Source organism: Algoriphagus machipongonensis, assembly GCF_000166275.1.
GTDB lineage: Bacteria > Bacteroidota > Bacteroidia > Cytophagales > Cyclobacteriaceae > Algoriphagus > Algoriphagus machipongonensis.
Genome location: NZ_CM001023.1, coordinates 3672268 through 3689801 on the forward strand (window position 1 = coordinate 3672268; position 17534 = coordinate 3689801).

Consider the following 17534-nt stretch of genomic DNA (forward strand, 5'->3'; position numbering starts at 1 on the left):
AATCAGGCTTTTATTGAATTTCGAAATCTTGATATTTTCTCCCCACTTTCCAAGCTTCTTTAAGCATTTCCAAAAATGCTCCCATTTTGTGGAGAGGAATCAAATTTGGACCGTCACTCAAGGCTTTTGCAGGCTCTGGGTGGGTTTCAATAAAAAAGCCATCTATCCCTGTTCCAGCTGCTGCTCTCGCTAAGATTGGGGCAAATTCACGTTGTCCTCCAGAAGTCCCTCCTTGTCCTCCAGGCTGCTGCACCGAATGGGTAATATCAAAAACCACCGGAGCAAATTGTCTCATAATAGGCAAGCCTCTCATGTCTACAACAAGGTTATGGTAACCCAAAGAAAATCCTCTTTCCGTCAAACAGACATTTTCATTTCCTGTGGACCTTACTTTGGTCACGGCGTATTGCATGTCTTCTGGAGCCATGAATTGACCGCGTTTAATTTTCACTGCTTTTCCAGTCTCTCCTGCTGCCAATAGCAAATCCGTTTGCCGGCATAAAAAAGCTGGAATTTGTAAGACATCCACTACCTCGGCAACGTCTTTGGCTTGGTAACTTTCATGGATATCAGTCACTAAGGGAACGTCAAGTGCTTTGCCTACTCGCTGCAAAACTTCCAGAGACTTGTCCATACCTATACTTCTGAAAGAACCAGAGGAGGTTCTGTTGGCTTTATCAAAAGAGGCTTTGAAAACATAGGAAAAGCCATGTTCCTCTGCCCAAGCTTTCACTTTTGTACCAATTTCCATACAAATATCAAAGCTTTCCACGGCACAAGGCCCAGAAAACAATACAGGTTTATCCTCTCCTAAAACCACCGAATCGGTGATTTTCATTGGTTTATTATTTCTATTCATGCTTCTTTTTTTGACAGACTTTCAATGATTGGGATTAGCTTGCCTTTACTGTGTAGTATCAAGTCCCCAACTTCTCTAAAAACGCCTTCCCCACCTTTACTTTGTGTCACCCAATGCGCAAAAGGCTTGACATAGCTCACGGCATCAGCAGGAGCAATTGCTAAACCTACCCGACTGAGAATCGGCACATCTATTAAATCATCTCCAATATAAGCGACCGTCTCCAGATCAATTTCCATGATCTCCATTAAATCGTTTAGCTTCTTTCCTTTATTCTTTACTCCATGGTAATGAAAATCGAATTTGAGTTCCTCACAGCGGTTCATAACCACCTGCGATTCCCTCCCGGTGATGGCACCGACGAGGATTCCAGATCTTCTTAAATGCTTGACGATCATCCCGTCTTTCACATTGTACTTTTTAAACTCTAAGCCTTGGTCATCATAGATAATTCCACCATCAGTCATGACACCATCTATATCCGTGATTAGAACTTTTACATTTTTCGCTTTTTCCCATATTTCATCCGGGACATTTGAGAAATATTCGGAAATTACTTTTTCTGCTTCCATTGGATTGAGTATAAATCTAATCGTCTTTGTTCTAAATTTCTGACACTTCCAGCCTTCCTTTGCTTCGTTAACAAATCTAAATCCACATCTGCTACAATAATCGTCTCTTCATTTTCTGAAGCCTGTGCAACTACTGCATCATGAGGAAAAGAGAAATCAGAAGGAGAAAAAATTGCCGCTTGTGAATACTGAATATCCATGTTTTCAACTTTAGGCAGGTTACCTACTGAACCAGTGATGGCAACATAGCATTCATTTTCAATTGCCCTGGATTTGGCGCAGGTATTTACCCTGAGGAATGCATTTTTGGTATCTGTCCAAAATGGCACAAACAGAATATCCATATTTTGCTCTGCGAGAATTCTTCCCAATTCTGGAAACTCCACATCATAACAGATCAATATCCCAATTCTTCCGGCATCCGTATCAAAAACGTTTATTCCATTACCGCCTTGAAGCCCCCAATAAGCCGCTTCATCTGGCGTGATATGAAGTTTGTATTGCTTGGCCTGGGTTCCATCTCTCCTACATAAATAGCTGACATTCCTGAGTTTCTTACCATCGTATTCTGGCATAGATCCCCCGATGACGTTCACATTATAAGAAACCGCCAAGTCACTCATTCTCGAGACAATTTCATTAGTATAATCGGCCAAATTCCGTATAGCTTCTGAGGCATCCATATCATTGAACTCTGCCAAGAGAGGTGCATTGAAAAACTCAGGAAGTAAGCAGAAATCAGATTTATAGCCAGAGACAGTATCTACAAAGAACTCCACTTGTTGCATCAAATCATCTACATTGGAAAATCGACGCATCTTCCACTGAACCAAACCCAATCTGACGATGGATTTTTTGTTACCTATTAGCTTTTCGTCCTTTTCGTAATAGATATTGATCCATTCTAGAAGCGTTGCATAGGCTCTGGAATCTGTATCTTCCGGAAGATATTTGGTAATCACTTTCCTTACATGGAATTCATTAGCCAACTGAAATGACAGCACAGAATCAAAAATCTCCTTGTTTTTGACTAAGTCAATGTATTTCCGAGGAGTCATTTCATCCGCATAATCTGCATACCCAGGAATTCTACCACCAGCAATAATGGATCGGAGGTTTAGGTTCTCACAAAGCTCCTTTCGAGCATCATACAACCTTCTCCCAATTCGCATACCGCGATATTCTTTATCTACAAAAATATCAGTACCGTACAAGGTATCTCCATCTTCTGTATGGGTATCAAATTTACCGTAACCGGTGATTTCATCATAGGTATGATTATCTCCAAATTGGTTATAATCTACAATTAGGCTCAAAGCAGCAGCTACAACTTTTCCATTATCCTCAATACAAATCTGACCTTCGGGAAAAACTCGTAATTGATTTTTGAGTTCTTCTTTTGTCCAAACACCATTTGGGTTTTTATAAATAGAAGTCATGATCCCTCGGATATCCTCATAGTCCGAAAGTTTTATATTTCGAAGCCGCAGTCTATGCTCTAGTTCTTCTTTAATCTTACTCATATGCCAAAATTAACAGAATCAAATCAAATACATTAAAAGCCAAGTTTCACCACATTTAGTGCTAAATATTCTTTTGGGCTTTTAAAGAGGCTCAAATATATATAGTTTAAGACCCTATTTATCAATATTTTTAAAAGTGAAATTTCGATAAAGCACCCGAGTCTCTATGCAAGACAACTTAAATCAAGTCGCAAAAGAAAAAGCTCAATCATTCATTGAATGGTTTCAGGAGCTAATGAATTACAGCCTTTTCAATTTAGGGGAATCACAATTGACAGTAGGATTGATTCTTACCCTATCAATTTCTTTTGTTTTCCTTTTTATCGTGACGGAGTGGATCCGAAGATTTATGGTTCACAAAGTCTTGAATAGATACCAGATAGATACCGGAACAAGGCAGTCTATTGGTACAATGGTCAAATACATTTTAATTTTAGCGGGTATTTTTTCTATTCTCCAAACCAATGGAATTGACCTGAGTGCTTTTGGAATCTTAGCAGGTGCGCTTGGTGTAGGTATCGGTTTTGGACTTCAAAACATCACCAACAATTTTATCTCTGGACTTATTATCCTTTTTGAGCAACCTATAAAAGTGGGTGATCGAATTGAAGTTGGAGATGTCACTGGAGATGTCATTAAAATCTCTGCACGATCTACTATGATTGTGACAAATGATAATATTTCCATCATCGTTCCGAACAGTCAATTCATTGATAGTCAAGTAATAAATTGGTCTCACAATGATAGAAACATCCGATTTAATTTCGCTGTAGGAGTATCTTACAAGGAGAATCCTGAAAAAGTAAAAGCCATTTTAATGGAAGTAGCCAAAGCACATAAAGGAGTCTTGAGTGTCCCTGAACCAGATGTTCTATTTGAAGATTATGGTGACAGCTCCATCAATTTCAATCTACGAGTCTGGACTTCAGAGTATATTAACCGACCAAAAATCTTAAAAAGCCAGCTTTATTACGAGATATTTAGGAGATTTGGGGAAGAGGGGGTTGAAATACCATTCCCTCAGCGAGACCTACATTTACGATCTGGGTTTGAAAATATAAGTAAATAGACTTAATTTTCGACATCTATATCTTTTCGTATAGGAATTCACGGGGTTTATCATGAGAAAACTGTTATTCATATGTCTATTTTTGAGCGCTTGGTCAGCCCATTCTCAAAGTTTCTATAGATATAGGTTTGAAGAGCCCTGGTCTATTTCTGCTAGCATTGGACCTACTCAATATTTTGGTGAGTTATATTCTTTTTGGAAATACAGCGAAGGGATTCAACCGGATTGGAATGCAAATTTCGCTATTCGAAGAACCATAGGCACCAACCTCAGGGCCAGACTGGAAGGCACTTATTATAAAATGTCTGGGGCCGATGAACCCTCTGATCCAAGAGCTTATAGATTTCCAAGAAACCTGACTTTTAGAGCAAAAAACTGGGAGATATCCAGTATCATAGAATACCATTGGCATCCTGTCAAAGTTCCTAATATCCATAGACCACTTTGGAACCCTTATATCTTCGCTGGTTTGGCTTTATCCACTAACAACCCAGAAACTCAATTGGATGGGGAATGGGTGGATTTACGTCCATTGCAGCTTGAAAACAATCCATATGAGCGGTATATCATTGCTTTCCCTATGGGACTTGGACTTAAATATAAGTTGAATGTCTACATGGATTTAATCATTGAAGGAAATTATCGATTCACTCTGACCGATTATATGGATGATATCTCTGCCTACAATGTCAGTGAATTTTATCTGGACTTAGTGGAAGACTATGTGGATGGAAGTAACCCCGACCGATTGAGATTAGCCATTAGAAACCCTAGGTATTTAGATGACAATGGCATGCCGGATGTAGATAAAATCTTACAAAACGGCGGCAGAATCCGTAGAGGGTCTGGTCTAAGACATCGCTTTGACGGATATATGACCATCAATGTGGGGCTTGAAATCCATTTATCTGAAGATATTTTTGAGAACTGGATATTCCGAAACAGACTTTACGAGAAACGATTTAGATTCTGGTAAATTAGATTTTTACACTCAATACAGCCAAGTCACTTTTATAAACAAGGCTTTCAGTAGTACCTATCTGGTAACTTGGAATCTTTTCATGATGCCCAGTGACTAGAGCAACAAGGTGTACTTTATTGAGCTCCCCAAATTTCTCCAATCCCAACCCTACACTCTGGAAGTTGAAAGTATGTGGATGAAAAGTCACTTCTTCATTTCCTTTGACAAACTGATTCATCCTTTCCTGCAACTCCACAGAATCAATAAAGTGATCCGGTGTATTGATATAAACTAAATGGACGCTAGCTCTAAAAAGCTTGACCAGAGGTTTAATTAAAGAAAAAGCTTCTTTTGCTTCGTGGGTAAAACTTGAGGCAAAAGCAATTTTACGAAACACATTACCATCTACGGGTTCTTTTACGGCCAACACAGGACAAGCTGCATTTCTTAATACTTTTTGTAAGGTGCTACCAATAAAGTTACTTCCTTCATTTCCCTTCCCATAAGCACCCAAAACGATCAATTCGGGAGCATATTCATGGGCTACTTTAAGAATCAAATCATTCGGTACACCTATTTTCACGATTGCCTGAATAGGCGCTTTGGCTGGAGCAATTGTCTTAAAAAAGTTGGGTAACAACTCCGAAGCTTCCTCATATTCTTGCTGAATTTGAGGATGTTTGGATTTCTCCTTCTCCGATAAAAACTCCCAATCCAACTCTGTTGGAATGACGGTTACACACAGAATTTCAGCTCCTGACTTTTGACTTATTTTATAAGCAGTACGCAAAGCAGCTACAGAATAGGGGGAAAAATCAAATGGTACAAGTAATGTTTTCATGATTCATAGAATTTTGCTCAAAACTCAATATCCTAATAAATCAAGCTACAATCCTTAAGGAAGATCAGTTGTAAACATGATAAAAATCCTGTTTTAAAATAGTGACTAGACCAAATCTAAAACCATTTTCACATCACAGCGACAGTATTTTCCTGCTTCAGGCACAGATTCTACAAAACCCAGTTTCTTATAAATATGGAGAGCAGGCTGGAGCTTGGTACTGCTGTAAAGCACCATTTTAGTCCCTCCCATTTCTTTTGCTTTCTCAAGGATTGCTTTTCCTAAAAACATGCCAACACCATGGCCTTGAGCGCTCTTTTTCACTCCCATTTTTACCATTTCAAAGACACCATCCTCCACTTTTGCCAAACCAACCGTCCCAACGATCTCATCCCCCATTTTCGCAAAAACAATATCACCACCTGCTTCAATAATGGTTTTTTCCGGGTTTTCTAACTGAGCCACATCAAAAGGCTCCAAAGTAAAATATTCCTCTACCCAGGTTTTATTAATCATCTCAAATTCAGATTTGAGATCTGATGAAAATGGAATGATAGCCAGCTCGCTCATGTAAATTTGGGGTTAATAAGGCTATAAAAGTAATAAGAATCGCTTAGCTTAGGAATACTAAAAACCAACCAACACATGAATTTAAAACAAATACTTGTCGCATTGGCAATTTCGTTTTGCCTTCCTTTCATTGCTCAGGCACAAAGCCCAGAAGAAAAAATTAAAGCATTGGGACTAGAACTACCTGAAGTGGGTACTCCAATGGGAACTTATGTAAAATGGAGACAAGTGGGAAACACACTTTATTTAGCTGGAAATGGACCTGATGTTTTTGGAAAAGTAGGTGCAGATCTCACCGTGGAAGAAGGTTACCAAGCCGCTAGAGAAACTGGAATCGAAATCCTGGCAGTGCTCAAAGCAGCTACAGGAGGTGACCTAAGCCGAATCAAGCAATTTGTAAAAGTCCTGGGAATGGTAAATTCTGCACCTGATTTCACCAAGCATCCTGCTGTAATCAATGGCTTTTCAGACTTGATGGTAGAAGTTTTTGGAGAAGCTGGGAAACACGCCCGATCCGCAGTAGGCGTTGCTGCTTTGCCTAATGATATCGCAGTGGAGATTGAGGTAATCGTCGAACTGAAAGACTAAACTCAAAACAAGCTTTGCTGTACTGGAAATCCTTCTATCTCCAGCAAAGCTTGTTTTCTTTCCAAGCCTCCTGCATAGCCAGTCAGTTTCCCATCCGTCCCGATAATTCGATGACAAGGCACAATCACTAAAACAGGATTGGCGCCAATGGCAGCACCGACAGCTCGGATTGCAGCTACATTCCCAAGCTTTTGCGATAGCTTCATATAAGTGGTTGTCTGTCCAAAAGGGATTTCATTCACCGCCTTCCAGACACTTTTTTGAAAATCCGTGCCTTCTAACTCAAGAGGAAGATCAAAAGATTTCCTCTTTCCGGACAAGTATTCATCCAGTTGATGCTTCACCTCTTTGGCCATTCCTTGCAAGGGTTCTTCACTCAAAGCATCTTGGGTAAATTGAAGTCGGGTGAGTTTTTCATCTTGAATTTCCAAGAGGACATTTCCTAGTGAGGTAACTATTATTGGCATCAAATAAAAGATTATATGTAAGGTTAATCTATTTCTATTGTATTTCGTCGAGCGAAGTGAGACTTATTTCCAATGTATTATTTAATCAATCAACTCATCGCCAAGCGATACCTCCAGATTTCTCTCACTTGATCAATTTCCACTTCAAAAGGCGGATAGATCGGATTTGCAGAACAAAGCAATAGCTTTTGGTCTGATTGAATACGGTTGTAAGCTAGTTTGAAAGTTACTCCATCCTGCTCGGTGACGATGACATATCGCTCCCCATCCTTTACAGCCAACCAATCATCCACATACTCACAGACAATCCATGCTCCATCTGGTATCGGCAACATGGAATCTCCATCCACCTGAAATACCCGGTGTTTTTTATCCGTTGGCAAGAAGGGCAAAGCAAACCTAGGCAACTCAGAAATATATTCTGGATCGGCAAAGCCCGCCAGGTAACTTGCCTTGGCGCGTTGCGAAACCACTTCAATCAACTCTCTCCCCTGCTCGTCTACTGTCGTGGCTAAGATACGCAGCTTCCTACCTCGCAGAAATTGATCTGTTTCCAGCAATTCCCGGAGTTTGTATTCCGAATACGAAGTCAAGTCCTCACGCAATAAGATATCCAAAGACACTCCCAGCGCATCCGACAGTTTCACTAAGGTGTCTAGCGGTGGATTGACACTGGACTCATACCCTGCGAGCTTAGATCTGGAAATCCCGATCGTCGAAGCCATGATCTCTTGGGTGAGATTTTTTTGTTTTCTAAGGAATTTAATATTGGTATTTAGAGTCATTTTTTGTCTTTTTATTAAAAAAGATAGCTCTTCGAGCAGATAGAAATAAGATAGCCTAAAGGCAGATAATTCAAGATAGAACTTAAGCCAGATGTCAGGCTGAGCGGAGTCGAAGCCTAGTCCTCGACTCCGCTCGGACTGACCGAAAGCTATCTTAGGAAGCTAAGTTGATTATATCTTACGAATCCTATCTCACCGAAGGCTTATCTCAGGAGCGAAACGACCTATCATTGCAAAGCATATCTTATCAATAAAAGATAGCCCTGCGGGCAGATAGGTTAAGATAGCCTAAAGACAGATGTTCAAATGATTAGACTTTCTTTTTCGCATCATAACTTATTTTGATTTGCCTATTTAGTGTAATCTTTTCGCGATAAAATGGATTTTACTATACTCTTCTTCTAAAACTATTTTACGCTCAAATCCCAAATCAATCCAATGCTCAACGCTTTCAGAAAGGGATGCTCTGGCTATATAGTAAAACTTCACTCGGTCAAGAAAATGGAATCTTGCATACCCTTCAGCGATATTTGCTCCTACCGTGTCTATTGAACTTATCATTTGATCTCCCCAGTTTTTTCGGAGATGATAGTCTAATCGCTGATAAATTGACCATGCCTTAGACGATAATCTTCTCGACAATTGATATATCTCAAGTTCCTTTACAGGTATAAATTTCGACTTTGTTTCCATATTATATGAGCTATTTAGAAAGTCACACTTACCTCGCCAAAGGCTTATCTCAGGAGCGAAGCGATATCTGATAGCTCTTCAAGCAGATAGAAATAAGATAGCACTGCAGATATCTGACGAAGCCTATCTTCCCCTATCTCGCCGCAGGCATATCTCGCGAAGCTTATCTTTCTCTTTCTGTCAACCTCCTTCAATCTTTTATTTTCTATACTCAAATATAAAACTTTTGTTTAAATTATAAACATTAAAATGTCAATATAATTAACAAAAGAATGGAAGCGAAGAGAAGTATCGTACACATGGATTTGGACTCCTATTTTGTGTCGGTAGAGCGGTTATTTGACAGCCGACTCAACGGAAAACCTATCCTAATCGGAGGCTCGGGAGATCGTGGCGTAGTGGCTTCCTGCAGCTATGAGGCGAGGAAGTTTGGGGTGCACTCAGCCATGCCCATGCGCACAGCCCGGCAACTTTGCCCCGAGGCATTGATCATTCGGGGAGATTTTGAAAAGTATAGCCAAAAATCCCACGAGGTTACCGAGATCATTCGGGAGGAAGTTCCCCTATTTGAAAAATCCTCCATCGACGAGTTCTACATCGACCTAACGGGAATGGATCGCTTTTTCGGTTGCTTCAAGCTTTCGCAGCAGATCCGACAGCGTATCATGAAGGAAACAGGATTACCCATTTCTCTAGGGCTTTCAGAAAACAAAACTGTCTCCAAAGTCGCTACCGGAGAGGCCAAACCCAACAATGAAAAGCAGATTCTATTCGGAGAGGAAAAGCCTTTTCTAGCCCCTCTTTCCGTACGGAAAATCCCCATGATCGGAGAAAAAACATCGCAAACCCTTTACAACATGGGAGTCAAAAAGGTGCAGACATTGCAGCAAATGCCCGCCGAACTCCTGCAGGCTACTTTTGGAAAAAATGGAAATATGATCTGGGAAAAAGCCAATGGAATCGATCGCTCTCCGGTCACCCCCTATTCTGAAGCCAAGTCCATCTCTACCGAAAACACCTTTGAGCAGGACACCATCGATGTGAAAATGCTGGAGGCGACACTGGTGGCTATGTGCGAGCAACTCACAGGAAAACTTCGTCAAAACCTACAATTGACCGCCTGCGTGAGTGTAAAGATTCGCTATTCGGATTTTGACACTCATACTGTACAGCAACGTATCCCCTACACCTCGGCGGATCATACGCTGATTCCATTGGTGAAAGAACTCTTCCGCAAGCTTTATAACCGACGTGTCCTCATCCGTCTGATCGGAGTGCGTTTCAGTTCGCTGGTCTATGGCAACTATCAGATCAAACTCTTTGAGGACACCCAAGAGCAGATTAATCTCTACCAAGCCATGGATAAAATCAATGGAAAGTTTGGAGAAAAAACCATCTGCCGAGCTGTAGGAATGAGCGTGGGAAGAAGGAGGTTCAATCCTTTTAATGGGGTGACTGTTTAATAAAAGAGTATTTGAAATTCTATTTCCCATATCCGATATTGCTCCAAATCCACATAGTTTGAAAACAACGCAGCATCTCTTCACCTCCTCACGACTAGGTTTCCGTCTTTGGCAAGATTCTGACCTCGACGTCTTCAGCGCCATGAATTCCGACCCGGAAACCATGAAATACTTTGAAAAGCCACTTTCCAAAGACGAGTCAAAAGCGATGATGGAGCGAATGAACAATATGTATAAGGAGAAAGGCTATTGTTATTTCGCAGTAGATCTGATGAAAACAGGAGAACTAATAGGAATGATTGGGCTGGGCTGGAAAACTTTCAAAGCCGAGTTCACTCCTTGCGTGGACATAGGATGGAGGATAAGAAAAACATACTGGAACTATGGCTATTCTACCGAAGGAGCAAAACGATGCCTGGAGTATGCAAAGGAGCTTGGAATCAAGGAAGTCTTATCCCTAGCTTCTTCAGACAACAAAGCCTCGATCAGGGTAATGCAAAAAATCGGAATGGAATATTGGTTGGACTTCGATCATCCAGATCTAAAAAAATCAAAGCATCTGAATCCTTGTAGTTTGTATCAAATAATACTTGGAAATACAATAGAAATAAACCTCCCTTCGGTCGGTGAAATATAATGGAATTCAGAAAGATGAAGTCAGAAGTATAAAAAAGATAGCTCTGCGAGCAGATAAGTTAAGATAGCCTAAAGGCAGATAGTATTTCGAGTAGCTTATCTCGGGAGCGTAGCGACTATATCTCGTCGCCTGCCTGCCGAAGGTAGGAAGGCTTATCTCATTTTTAAAAGATAGCTCTGCGAGCAGATAAATCAAGATAGCCTAAAGGCAGATAGTATTTCGCGTAGCATATCTCAGGAGCATAATGACTATATCTCGCCGGAGGCGTATCTCGGGAGCGTAGCGACCCAATAAAAAAGATGCCATTCCCAAAAGAAATGACATCTCCCCACCTAACCCAACTATAAAAACTAAGCTAAAAACAAGGAAGCTATACCTAATACCTGATCCTTGTTCAATGGTTCGTCCCATCCTTCAGAAACTGCCGCGGCATCGATTCCTGTAAGTGATGTAACATCCACTCCACCATGAGTCACATTATCTTCTCCAGCATAAATAGCTTGCGTAGCTGCAGGAAGAGATCCAATACTTGCATTGGTAATCCAACCTTTTACTGTATCCTGACCTTTTTTCGTTCTCAATCTTCTCACCATAGAAGCATGTCTCGCCTCAACTGAGTGAATAGATAATGCCGCTGTCAAAACAACATCAGATTCCATCACATTTCCCGCCTGTCCTTTGTAAGCTCTTACTCCAGTATCTTCAAATGCCTGAGCAAGTGCTAGGAAAGTAGGATAGTCCATAAATGGAGAGAAATTCCCTCCTGCGGTGAAATCAAATTCAGGTTCTGCAACAGGCATTCCACCCAGTACATTTCCGATTACCTCTGTTAGGAAGTTGACATGTGCTAACTCATGGTCACGGATTTTTGTGAAAATATTCAGGTCTGCACCGTCAATCACTCCTGACTCTACTCCCATCTGGTAATACCTGTATTCTAAATGTTCCAGCGTCAAGGCATAATTCAAAACACCTATCAAGCTTTCTGTATCTGCTTTAGCCACTTTTGGCAAAGCTGTTAAAACTCCCAGTGGAACTGCAGCCATAGCTACCTTCTTACTGAGATCTCCAAACTGGCGGAAGGCCTCTCTTCTGGAGAAAAACATATCTTTTTCTTCCGAACTATTCGTGTCCGGGCACATCGTATCAAGCAATTTTAATAAGTTCATTTCTTCTTGTGGTTAAGGTGAATATTAGCTAGTAGGTAATTGACTGAAATCAATCGGCGTGGTCACATAAGTGGACGCTGCCGTCAATACTTCAGTAAAATTCAAAGTCCGTTCTAGACCATTTGAGTCTATCAAATCATCTCCTGCAAAATCATCCGAACCTGGGTTGATCAAATCTCGAATCGCTGCAGCATGTCTTGCCTCTACAGAGACGATTTTCCCCGCAATCAATAAGTAATCAACATTCTCAATAAACTGTCCGGCACCATTATAAGCTGCAACTCCTAAATCTTCAAAAGTCTTAGCTGCTCCTAATACAGATGCCCTGTCATTAAAATCAATAGAGCTAAAGTCCACTTCTAAATCAGCTATTGCTGCTTCTCCTAACGCTGCTTTGAAAAATTCTCTATGAGCTCTTTCATGCTTTTCTAAATCGCCCATGATTGTTTTTTCTTCAGCACTCGCGTTGGCAAAATAGCCCCCTGTCATCACTGTCGCGTAAAAAGCCGCTTCCAGCTGCTCTAAAGCATAGGCATAATTCAATATACCAATGTCTCCAGAACCCAATTTAACCCCCTCATTCATGGTTGGAGGCATCATATCTTCATCGTCATTACAGCCCATCAAAAGCAATCCCGCTCCTGCTACAGACATTGTCCCAAATTTCAGGAAGTTTCTCCTGTTTGTATTTGTCACCAGTCCTTTAGGCTTGATCAATTCATTCTTCATTTTAGATTGTGTTTAGGTTAATAATCCGGTTTTGTTTTCCATGGAAAAAATGAAACCATATGACCAAAACAGTTTCGGTCGGATGATTTAGAAGGAACTACGAAGTCTATTGGCCAACTGGATTGAGAAGAATTAAAAAATGATCTTCTTAGTGAAAGAAAAAAAATATTAGTCTCAATAAAATACTATTATTACTGTCTAAAAATCCAATTTTTTAACTATATTAAGAGCATAAACGATTGACTTACAATCATTTTTGCTTCAGGAACCCGCTAAGGGTAATTAAATTTTTATTTACACACATTTTTCAAACAAAAATCCAAAATCATGAAAAATTATTTTCAAAGTTCGCTTTGTGGGCTGGCAATGGTGCTCACATTGACAGTTCTTGTATCAAGTTGTATTTCTGATGAAAGTAGTATGGATCAACCATTAGATCCAACCACGAATGTTGAAAAAACGGAGGTCTACCCGGAAGTTTTTTCATTAGAAAACCTCAGAATGGATCCCGAAACGCTTAAAATGCTGGCAAACCTACGAGCTGCTACTGCAAAATACCACGACATAGAAGTGGCTATGGAGGATGGGTACGCTCAAGGGTCAGAATGTGTCTCTTCTCCTGCTGGAGGTATGGGGTATCATTACGTTAATTTTGCCGCCATGGATGGGGAATATGATCCCACCATGCCAGAAGCATTGCTTTATGAAATGTCTAAAAATGGACAAATGAAGTTGGTGGGAGTGGAATTTGTTATTGTTAAGGAAGCATGGGATGCAGGAAATGAAATGGTCCCATACTTTGGAATGCAGGAATTTGACACAGCATTTGACCCTGAACCACTTCCTTTTGATAACTATCAGCTACATATTTGGATCTGGAAAAATAATCCAAGCGGTATTTTCACCATGTTTAATCCAAATGTTTCTTGTGAATAGAACATTCAAATGAGCATATTAATTAAAGGGTGGAGAAGTCAATCTTCACCCTTTGACTCAAAAAATAAAATAAGGTATTTGAAAATCATTTTTCATTATTGAACTTTCAACTTTATATTTTTTAATTCATCCCAAGTGAATTATCTTACCGTCTTATTAGCTATATAGTTTTAGAAGTCACCCAATGTTCCATCTTATTTTAACTATTTCCTTAATCTGGGCCATCCCCCATTTTGAACAGGAAAGTTCTGATAAAATTGAACCAGAGGTACTTTTGGATTCACTGATAAGTAAAAGTGAAAAATACCTCTACTCCGAATGGGATAGTGCCTATTCCTATTTGAGCAAAGCCGATTCTCTTTCCCGACTTTTAGAAGAAGAAAATAAAACAGGCCAAATAGCCAATTTGTTTGGAACCCTATATTATGTCGAAGGCGACTATGTGGAGTCTATCAGATATTATTCTATTGCAAACGAAATTTTCACGAAAACCCAGGACGAAGCTGGTTTAAGTTATGCCCTAAATGGACGGGGGTTAATTTACCTGAGTCAAAATGAGTTAGAAAAAGCAATTGAAATTTTCAATAGATGCATTGAGATCAACAAAAAATTAGGTGACACATATGGTGTCGGAAGAAATTATTTCAACAGAAGTATTGGAGAATCTGACTTAGGGCAATTTGAGAATGCTCACCGCTCTATTGATTTAGCATTGGAATACCTCTCCGAACATCAAGACAGGGTAATCTTTACGATGACTTTAAATAGAGCTGGTAAGATTTACTTTGACGAAGGAAAACTGGAAGAGTCAGAGAAATATTATAAGCGTGTATTAGACTATCCTGGCGAATTGAGCAATTGGGCCAAAGCTTTCGCAAATACTGGATTGGCCGAAATCCAAATAGCCCGAGGAAATCCCCAAAAGGCATTAGAGCTGGGAGAGATTGCTCAAGAATCTGTAACTAAAACACGAGGATTTTGGGACAAGGGTCGATTATCAAAAGCAATGATGACCGCTAATGAGCAACTTGGTCAATTTGAATCTGCATATGAACATTCCAGACTTTATAAATCCTATTCAGATAGCCTTTATAATGAAAATAAAAATGCTGAAATAAGCTACCTGCAACTGCTTTTGGCCAATGCAGAAAATCAGGATTTATTGCAAAAGAAAGAACTGGCGGAGAGTAATGCCGAATTCAATAAGAAATTTACATTCATTCTGATCCTAGCTTTGATAGGACTGATTATAGGCTTTGTGCTATACGGAAGAGTAATCAAGCAAAAAGAGAAAATCAACAAGGTCCTTCTTGAGAAGCAAAAGGAAATTCAAGTTCAAAATGAAAAGTTGGAAACCATCAATGAAGAGAAAAATAAACTATTCTCAATTCTTTCCCATGATCTAAAAGCTCCTATCAATTCTGTTAAACAGCTCTTGGAACTGGATGAGAATGGACTCCTTGATGAAGATGAACAAAAAACTGTAAGGAAACTTCTTATCAAGCAAGTTTCCGATACGGATGATATGCTGCGGAAGCTCCTTCGCTGGTCACATGCTCAACTAGATGGAATTCTTACCAAACGAACTTCAACAGATCTTTCTGAAGTAGTTAAAGAGCAAGTGGATCAATTGGGCTATCAAACCGTTTCAAAAAACATCAGCATTGATTCCTCATTGGTTTTTGACAATATTCAGGTTCTTGTAGATCCACAACAACTTCGAATTGTACTCCAAAACTGTCTTCAAAATTCAATTAAATTCTCCAATCCTGATAGCAACATCAAACTATGGAACTCATCCCATGAAAATGATGATTATATCAACCTCCACATTAAAGATGAGGGCATAGGCATCACTGAGGAGAAATTGAAAGAGATATCCTCACAGGTGGTTCGCGTAAAATCTACTGAAGGAACACAAAAAGAAAAAGGTACTGGTCTCGGATTACTTCTTGTAAGACAGTTTATGGAAAAAAATCAAGGAGCAATATCAATCCAAAGCACGCCTAATGAAGGAACTGAAATCATACTCAGCTTTGAAAAAATCAATACCTTAAAAGAAAATATTGATTCTTAGTCCATAGTTCTAATTCATTCCATCTCATGAAAAACTTTTTACTCCTTCCACTTTTACTTTTGACGGCTTTACCTCTTTTTTCCCAACAGTTGAGTACCCGTGAAATGGACCGAATCAATTGGATGGAATTTGCGGAATTTGTCCCTGAAAAAATCAATACTGTACTCCTCCCTACAGGCACTTTGGAACCTCACGGTGTAGTGAATAACGGAGCCGATAATACCGCACCTTTCGCTATGGCAAAGGATATTGCTGATGAACTTAACGCGATGATTGCTCCTACCCTAAATTATGGGATCACAGGTAGCATGGCCGCTTATCCTGGAGCATTTCAAATTTCCGAGGAAGCTTATGCCCCCTTTATCCGTGACATTCTAAAAGGCCTTGCCAAAAACAAATTCAAGAACATCATTATCCTTAATGGCCATGGTGGTGGCCAAACAGCAGTTCTGCAAAAAGTGGCAGGTGAAATTGCTAATGAGTTGGGAGTACGAACCCTCGTTATCAACTGGTGGTCTTATGCTTCTGATGTGACCATGGAAGTCTTTAAAGAAGATGGAGGACATGCAGGACTTAATGAAACAGCCTACATTCAGGCAATTGACCCAAGCTTAGTGCATAAGGAAAAGTACGATGCTGACATGGCAACTGCCTATCCAAAAAATGGAACTTACTCTGCGGTCCCTTTTCCTTCCAGCATAGGCTTATATCAAGAAGGTCAAGGATACCCCAACTTTGATGAAGCTCAAGCCAAAGAATACTTCCAGAAAGTAAATGCAAAAGTGGCTGCATTGATCAAAGAAACGATCCGAAAATGGGATAAGGCGGGGCTTTAACTCCTTTCTTCTTAAATCATTTCATACCTAACCCTTTAGCTTTTAGACTTTGTTTTAATGTCTTATTTCTCAGACCAAAATTATCAAAATCTTAATCCAAATAATTTCATTCCTGCAGAGTATGAAAGTTGTGATTTTACCCAATGTGACTTTTCAGGGCTAGATCTCCGTGGTTTCAGCTTTGAAAACTGCAGCTTCCATAATTGTGATCTCAGTAACACCAAGGTTCCGGGAGTTTCTTTTCGAGGGGTAAGATTTGACAACTGCAAAATGCTGGGAATTCATTTTCAGGCCTGCAATCCATTTTTAATTGAATTCACTTTCAAAAACTGCCAATTGGACTATTGTGGTTTTTACAATCTCCAGTTAAAAAAGACCGTATTTTCTTCTTGTCGAATGCTGGAAGCTGACTTTACAATGGCTAACCTCACCTCCAGTAGCTTTGTGGGTTCTGATCTTAGCGGAGCTGTTTTTGAGCAATCAGTATTGGAAAAGGTGGATTTTCGTGATGCACAAAACTATCGCATTGACCCCGAGCTCAACCGTATCAAAGGAGCCAGATTCGATCTGGATGGGCTTCCGGGATTGCTTGGGAAGTATGGGATCAAGATTGGTTGATAAAACCACTTTGACCGAAGTCAAAAGCTTCGGTTTTTTTTATTCCTAATTTTCAGGTTTCTAAAAATAAGTCCAGACAATTCCCTCCACACACTTGCTTTCCAGTTTACTTTTTGACTACATTATAAACATTGAAATGTT

General features: G+C 39.9%; 19 protein-coding genes. 9 read left to right on the forward strand and 10 right to left on the reverse strand.

Features of this window, described 5'->3' with window-relative positions; translation table 11 throughout:
- Positions 1-10: 10 nt before the first annotated feature.
- From kdsA to ALPR1_RS15450, 3 genes are read right to left on the reverse strand one after another with little or no spacing between them, the layout of a single operon-like run.
- Positions 11-859, reverse strand: coding sequence for a 3-deoxy-8-phosphooctulonate synthase (kdsA, locus tag ALPR1_RS15440; protein ID WP_008202079.1), 849 nt, complete (start codon positions 857-859; stop codon positions 11-13).
- Positions 856-1431 (reverse strand): KdsC family phosphatase, encoded by a 576-nt coding sequence (locus ALPR1_RS15445; protein WP_008202080.1) that lies wholly within the window; start codon positions 1429-1431, stop codon positions 856-858. The genes kdsA and ALPR1_RS15445 overlap by 4 nt, the downstream gene beginning before the upstream one ends.
- Complete coding sequence (locus ALPR1_RS15450) at positions 1413-2954, reverse strand: GNAT family N-acetyltransferase (protein ID WP_008202081.1); 1542 nt, start codon at positions 2952-2954, stop codon at positions 1413-1415. The genes ALPR1_RS15445 and ALPR1_RS15450 overlap by 19 nt, the downstream gene beginning before the upstream one ends.
- A 166-nt stretch (positions 2955-3120) precedes the next feature.
- On the opposite strand from ALPR1_RS15450, the gene ALPR1_RS15455 reads away from it, so the two are divergent.
- Entirely contained in the window at positions 3121-4023 is a 903-nt protein-coding gene (locus tag ALPR1_RS15455) for a mechanosensitive ion channel family protein (RefSeq protein WP_008202082.1), read from the forward strand.
- Between the two features lie 52 nt (positions 4024-4075).
- The gene (locus ALPR1_RS15460; RefSeq protein WP_008202084.1) at positions 4076-4999 is read left to right on the forward strand and encodes a DUF6089 family protein; all 924 of its coding nucleotides are present in this window, start codon (positions 4076-4078) and stop codon (positions 4997-4999) included.
- A gap of 1 nt (position 5000) precedes the next feature.
- On the opposite strand, the gene ALPR1_RS15465 is transcribed toward ALPR1_RS15460, so the two are convergent.
- The gene (locus ALPR1_RS15465) at positions 5001-5825 is read right to left on the reverse strand and encodes a universal stress protein (protein WP_008202085.1); all 825 of its coding nucleotides are present in this window, start codon (positions 5823-5825) and stop codon (positions 5001-5003) included.
- A 105-nt stretch (positions 5826-5930) separates the two neighbouring features.
- A complete protein-coding gene (locus tag ALPR1_RS15470; RefSeq protein WP_008202091.1) occupies positions 5931-6395 on the reverse strand; it encodes a GNAT family N-acetyltransferase in 465 nt (154 codons plus the stop codon).
- 75 nt (positions 6396-6470) lie between these two features.
- On the opposite strand from ALPR1_RS15470, the gene ALPR1_RS15475 reads away from it, so the two are divergent.
- Complete coding sequence (locus ALPR1_RS15475; RefSeq protein ID WP_008202092.1) at positions 6471-6983, forward strand: RidA family protein; 513 nt, start codon at positions 6471-6473, stop codon at positions 6981-6983.
- A 2-nt stretch (positions 6984-6985) separates the two neighbouring features.
- Here ALPR1_RS15475 and ALPR1_RS15480 read toward each other — a convergent pair whose 3' ends face one another.
- The 3 genes from ALPR1_RS15480 to ALPR1_RS15490 all read right to left on the reverse strand — a co-directional run bounded on the left by ALPR1_RS15480 (position 6986) and on the right by ALPR1_RS15490 (position 8928).
- Positions 6986-7450, reverse strand: coding sequence for a methylated-DNA--[protein]-cysteine S-methyltransferase (locus ALPR1_RS15480; RefSeq protein WP_008202093.1), 465 nt, complete (start codon positions 7448-7450; stop codon positions 6986-6988).
- A gap of 89 nt (positions 7451-7539) precedes the next feature.
- Entirely contained in the window at positions 7540-8235 is a 696-nt protein-coding gene (locus tag ALPR1_RS15485; RefSeq protein WP_008202094.1) for an XRE family transcriptional regulator, read from the reverse strand.
- A gap of 354 nt (positions 8236-8589) precedes the next feature.
- Positions 8590-8928, reverse strand: coding sequence for a four helix bundle protein (locus ALPR1_RS15490; protein WP_008202095.1), 339 nt, complete (start codon positions 8926-8928; stop codon positions 8590-8592).
- Between the two features lie 272 nt (positions 8929-9200).
- Here ALPR1_RS15490 and dinB point away from each other — a divergent pair, with 272 nt between their 5' ends.
- A complete protein-coding gene (dinB, locus tag ALPR1_RS15495) occupies positions 9201-10391 on the forward strand; it encodes a DNA polymerase IV (protein WP_008202096.1) in 1191 nt (396 codons plus the stop codon).
- Between the two features lie 58 nt (positions 10392-10449).
- Positions 10450-11028 carry a GNAT family N-acetyltransferase gene (locus ALPR1_RS15500; RefSeq protein WP_008202097.1) on the forward strand — a complete coding sequence of 193 codons (579 nt, stop codon included), beginning with the start codon at positions 10450-10452 and terminating at the stop codon, positions 11026-11028.
- A gap of 350 nt (positions 11029-11378) precedes the next feature.
- On the opposite strand, the gene ALPR1_RS15505 is transcribed toward ALPR1_RS15500, so the two are convergent.
- Entirely contained in the window at positions 11379-12197 is an 819-nt protein-coding gene (locus ALPR1_RS15505) for a ferritin-like domain-containing protein (RefSeq protein ID WP_008202099.1), read from the reverse strand.
- 24 nt (positions 12198-12221) lie between these two features.
- The gene (locus ALPR1_RS15510; protein ID WP_008202102.1) at positions 12222-12926 is read right to left on the reverse strand and encodes a ferritin-like domain-containing protein; all 705 of its coding nucleotides are present in this window, start codon (positions 12924-12926) and stop codon (positions 12222-12224) included.
- Between the two features lie 327 nt (positions 12927-13253).
- Between ALPR1_RS15510 and ALPR1_RS15515 the strand changes: the two genes are divergently transcribed.
- From ALPR1_RS15515 to ALPR1_RS15530, 4 genes are all read left to right on the forward strand, one after another.
- Positions 13254-13862 (forward strand): hypothetical protein, encoded by a 609-nt coding sequence (locus tag ALPR1_RS15515; RefSeq protein WP_050776405.1) that lies wholly within the window; start codon positions 13254-13256, stop codon positions 13860-13862.
- A gap of 184 nt (positions 13863-14046) precedes the next feature.
- Positions 14047-15939, forward strand: coding sequence for a tetratricopeptide repeat-containing sensor histidine kinase (locus tag ALPR1_RS15520; RefSeq protein WP_008202106.1), 1893 nt, complete (start codon positions 14047-14049; stop codon positions 15937-15939).
- 26 nt (positions 15940-15965) lie between these two features.
- Positions 15966-16775 (forward strand): creatininase family protein, encoded by an 810-nt coding sequence (locus ALPR1_RS15525; protein WP_008202107.1) that lies wholly within the window; start codon positions 15966-15968, stop codon positions 16773-16775.
- A 57-nt stretch (positions 16776-16832) separates the two neighbouring features.
- Positions 16833-17393, forward strand: coding sequence for a pentapeptide repeat-containing protein (locus tag ALPR1_RS15530; protein WP_008202108.1), 561 nt, complete (start codon positions 16833-16835; stop codon positions 17391-17393).
- Positions 17394-17534 lie beyond the last annotated feature (141 nt).

Bases quoted from the DNA above. Each gene is read 5' to 3' on its own strand.
- ALPR1_RS15510 (WP_008202102.1), bottom strand. From the start codon at position 12,926: ATGAAGAATGAATTGATCAAGCCTAAAGGACTGGTGACAAATACAAAC.
- kdsA (WP_008202079.1), bottom strand. From the start codon at position 859: ATGAATAGAAATAATAAACCAATGAAAATCACCGATTCGGTGGTTTTA.
- ALPR1_RS15455 (WP_008202082.1), top strand. From the start codon at position 3,121: ATGCAAGACAACTTAAATCAAGTCGCAAAAGAAAAAGCTCAATCATTC.
- ALPR1_RS15465 (WP_008202085.1), bottom strand. From the start codon at position 5,825: ATGAAAACATTACTTGTACCATTTGATTTTTCCCCCTATTCTGTAGCT.
- ALPR1_RS15470 (WP_008202091.1), bottom strand. From the start codon at position 6,395: ATGAGCGAGCTGGCTATCATTCCATTTTCATCAGATCTCAAATCTGAA.
- ALPR1_RS15490 (WP_008202095.1), bottom strand. From the start codon at position 8,928: ATGGAAACAAAGTCGAAATTTATACCTGTAAAGGAACTTGAGATATAT.
- ALPR1_RS15515 (WP_050776405.1), top strand. From the start codon at position 13,254: ATGAAAAATTATTTTCAAAGTTCGCTTTGTGGGCTGGCAATGGTGCTC.
- ALPR1_RS15475 (WP_008202092.1), top strand. From the start codon at position 6,471: ATGAATTTAAAACAAATACTTGTCGCATTGGCAATTTCGTTTTGCCTT.
- ALPR1_RS15530 (WP_008202108.1), top strand. From the start codon at position 16,833: ATGTCTTATTTCTCAGACCAAAATTATCAAAATCTTAATCCAAATAAT.
- ALPR1_RS15445 (WP_008202080.1), bottom strand. From the start codon at position 1,431: ATGGAAGCAGAAAAAGTAATTTCCGAATATTTCTCAAATGTCCCGGAT.
- dinB (WP_008202096.1), top strand. From the start codon at position 9,201: ATGGAAGCGAAGAGAAGTATCGTACACATGGATTTGGACTCCTATTTT.
- ALPR1_RS15450 (WP_008202081.1), bottom strand. From the start codon at position 2,954: ATGAGTAAGATTAAAGAAGAACTAGAGCATAGACTGCGGCTTCGAAAT.
- ALPR1_RS15520 (WP_008202106.1), top strand. From the start codon at position 14,047: ATGTTCCATCTTATTTTAACTATTTCCTTAATCTGGGCCATCCCCCAT.
- ALPR1_RS15460 (WP_008202084.1), top strand. From the start codon at position 4,076: ATGAGAAAACTGTTATTCATATGTCTATTTTTGAGCGCTTGGTCAGCC.
- ALPR1_RS15525 (WP_008202107.1), top strand. From the start codon at position 15,966: ATGAAAAACTTTTTACTCCTTCCACTTTTACTTTTGACGGCTTTACCT.
- ALPR1_RS15505 (WP_008202099.1), bottom strand. From the start codon at position 12,197: ATGAACTTATTAAAATTGCTTGATACGATGTGCCCGGACACGAATAGT.
- ALPR1_RS15485 (WP_008202094.1), bottom strand. From the start codon at position 8,235: ATGACTCTAAATACCAATATTAAATTCCTTAGAAAACAAAAAAATCTC.
- ALPR1_RS15480 (WP_008202093.1), bottom strand. From the start codon at position 7,450: ATGCCAATAATAGTTACCTCACTAGGAAATGTCCTCTTGGAAATTCAA.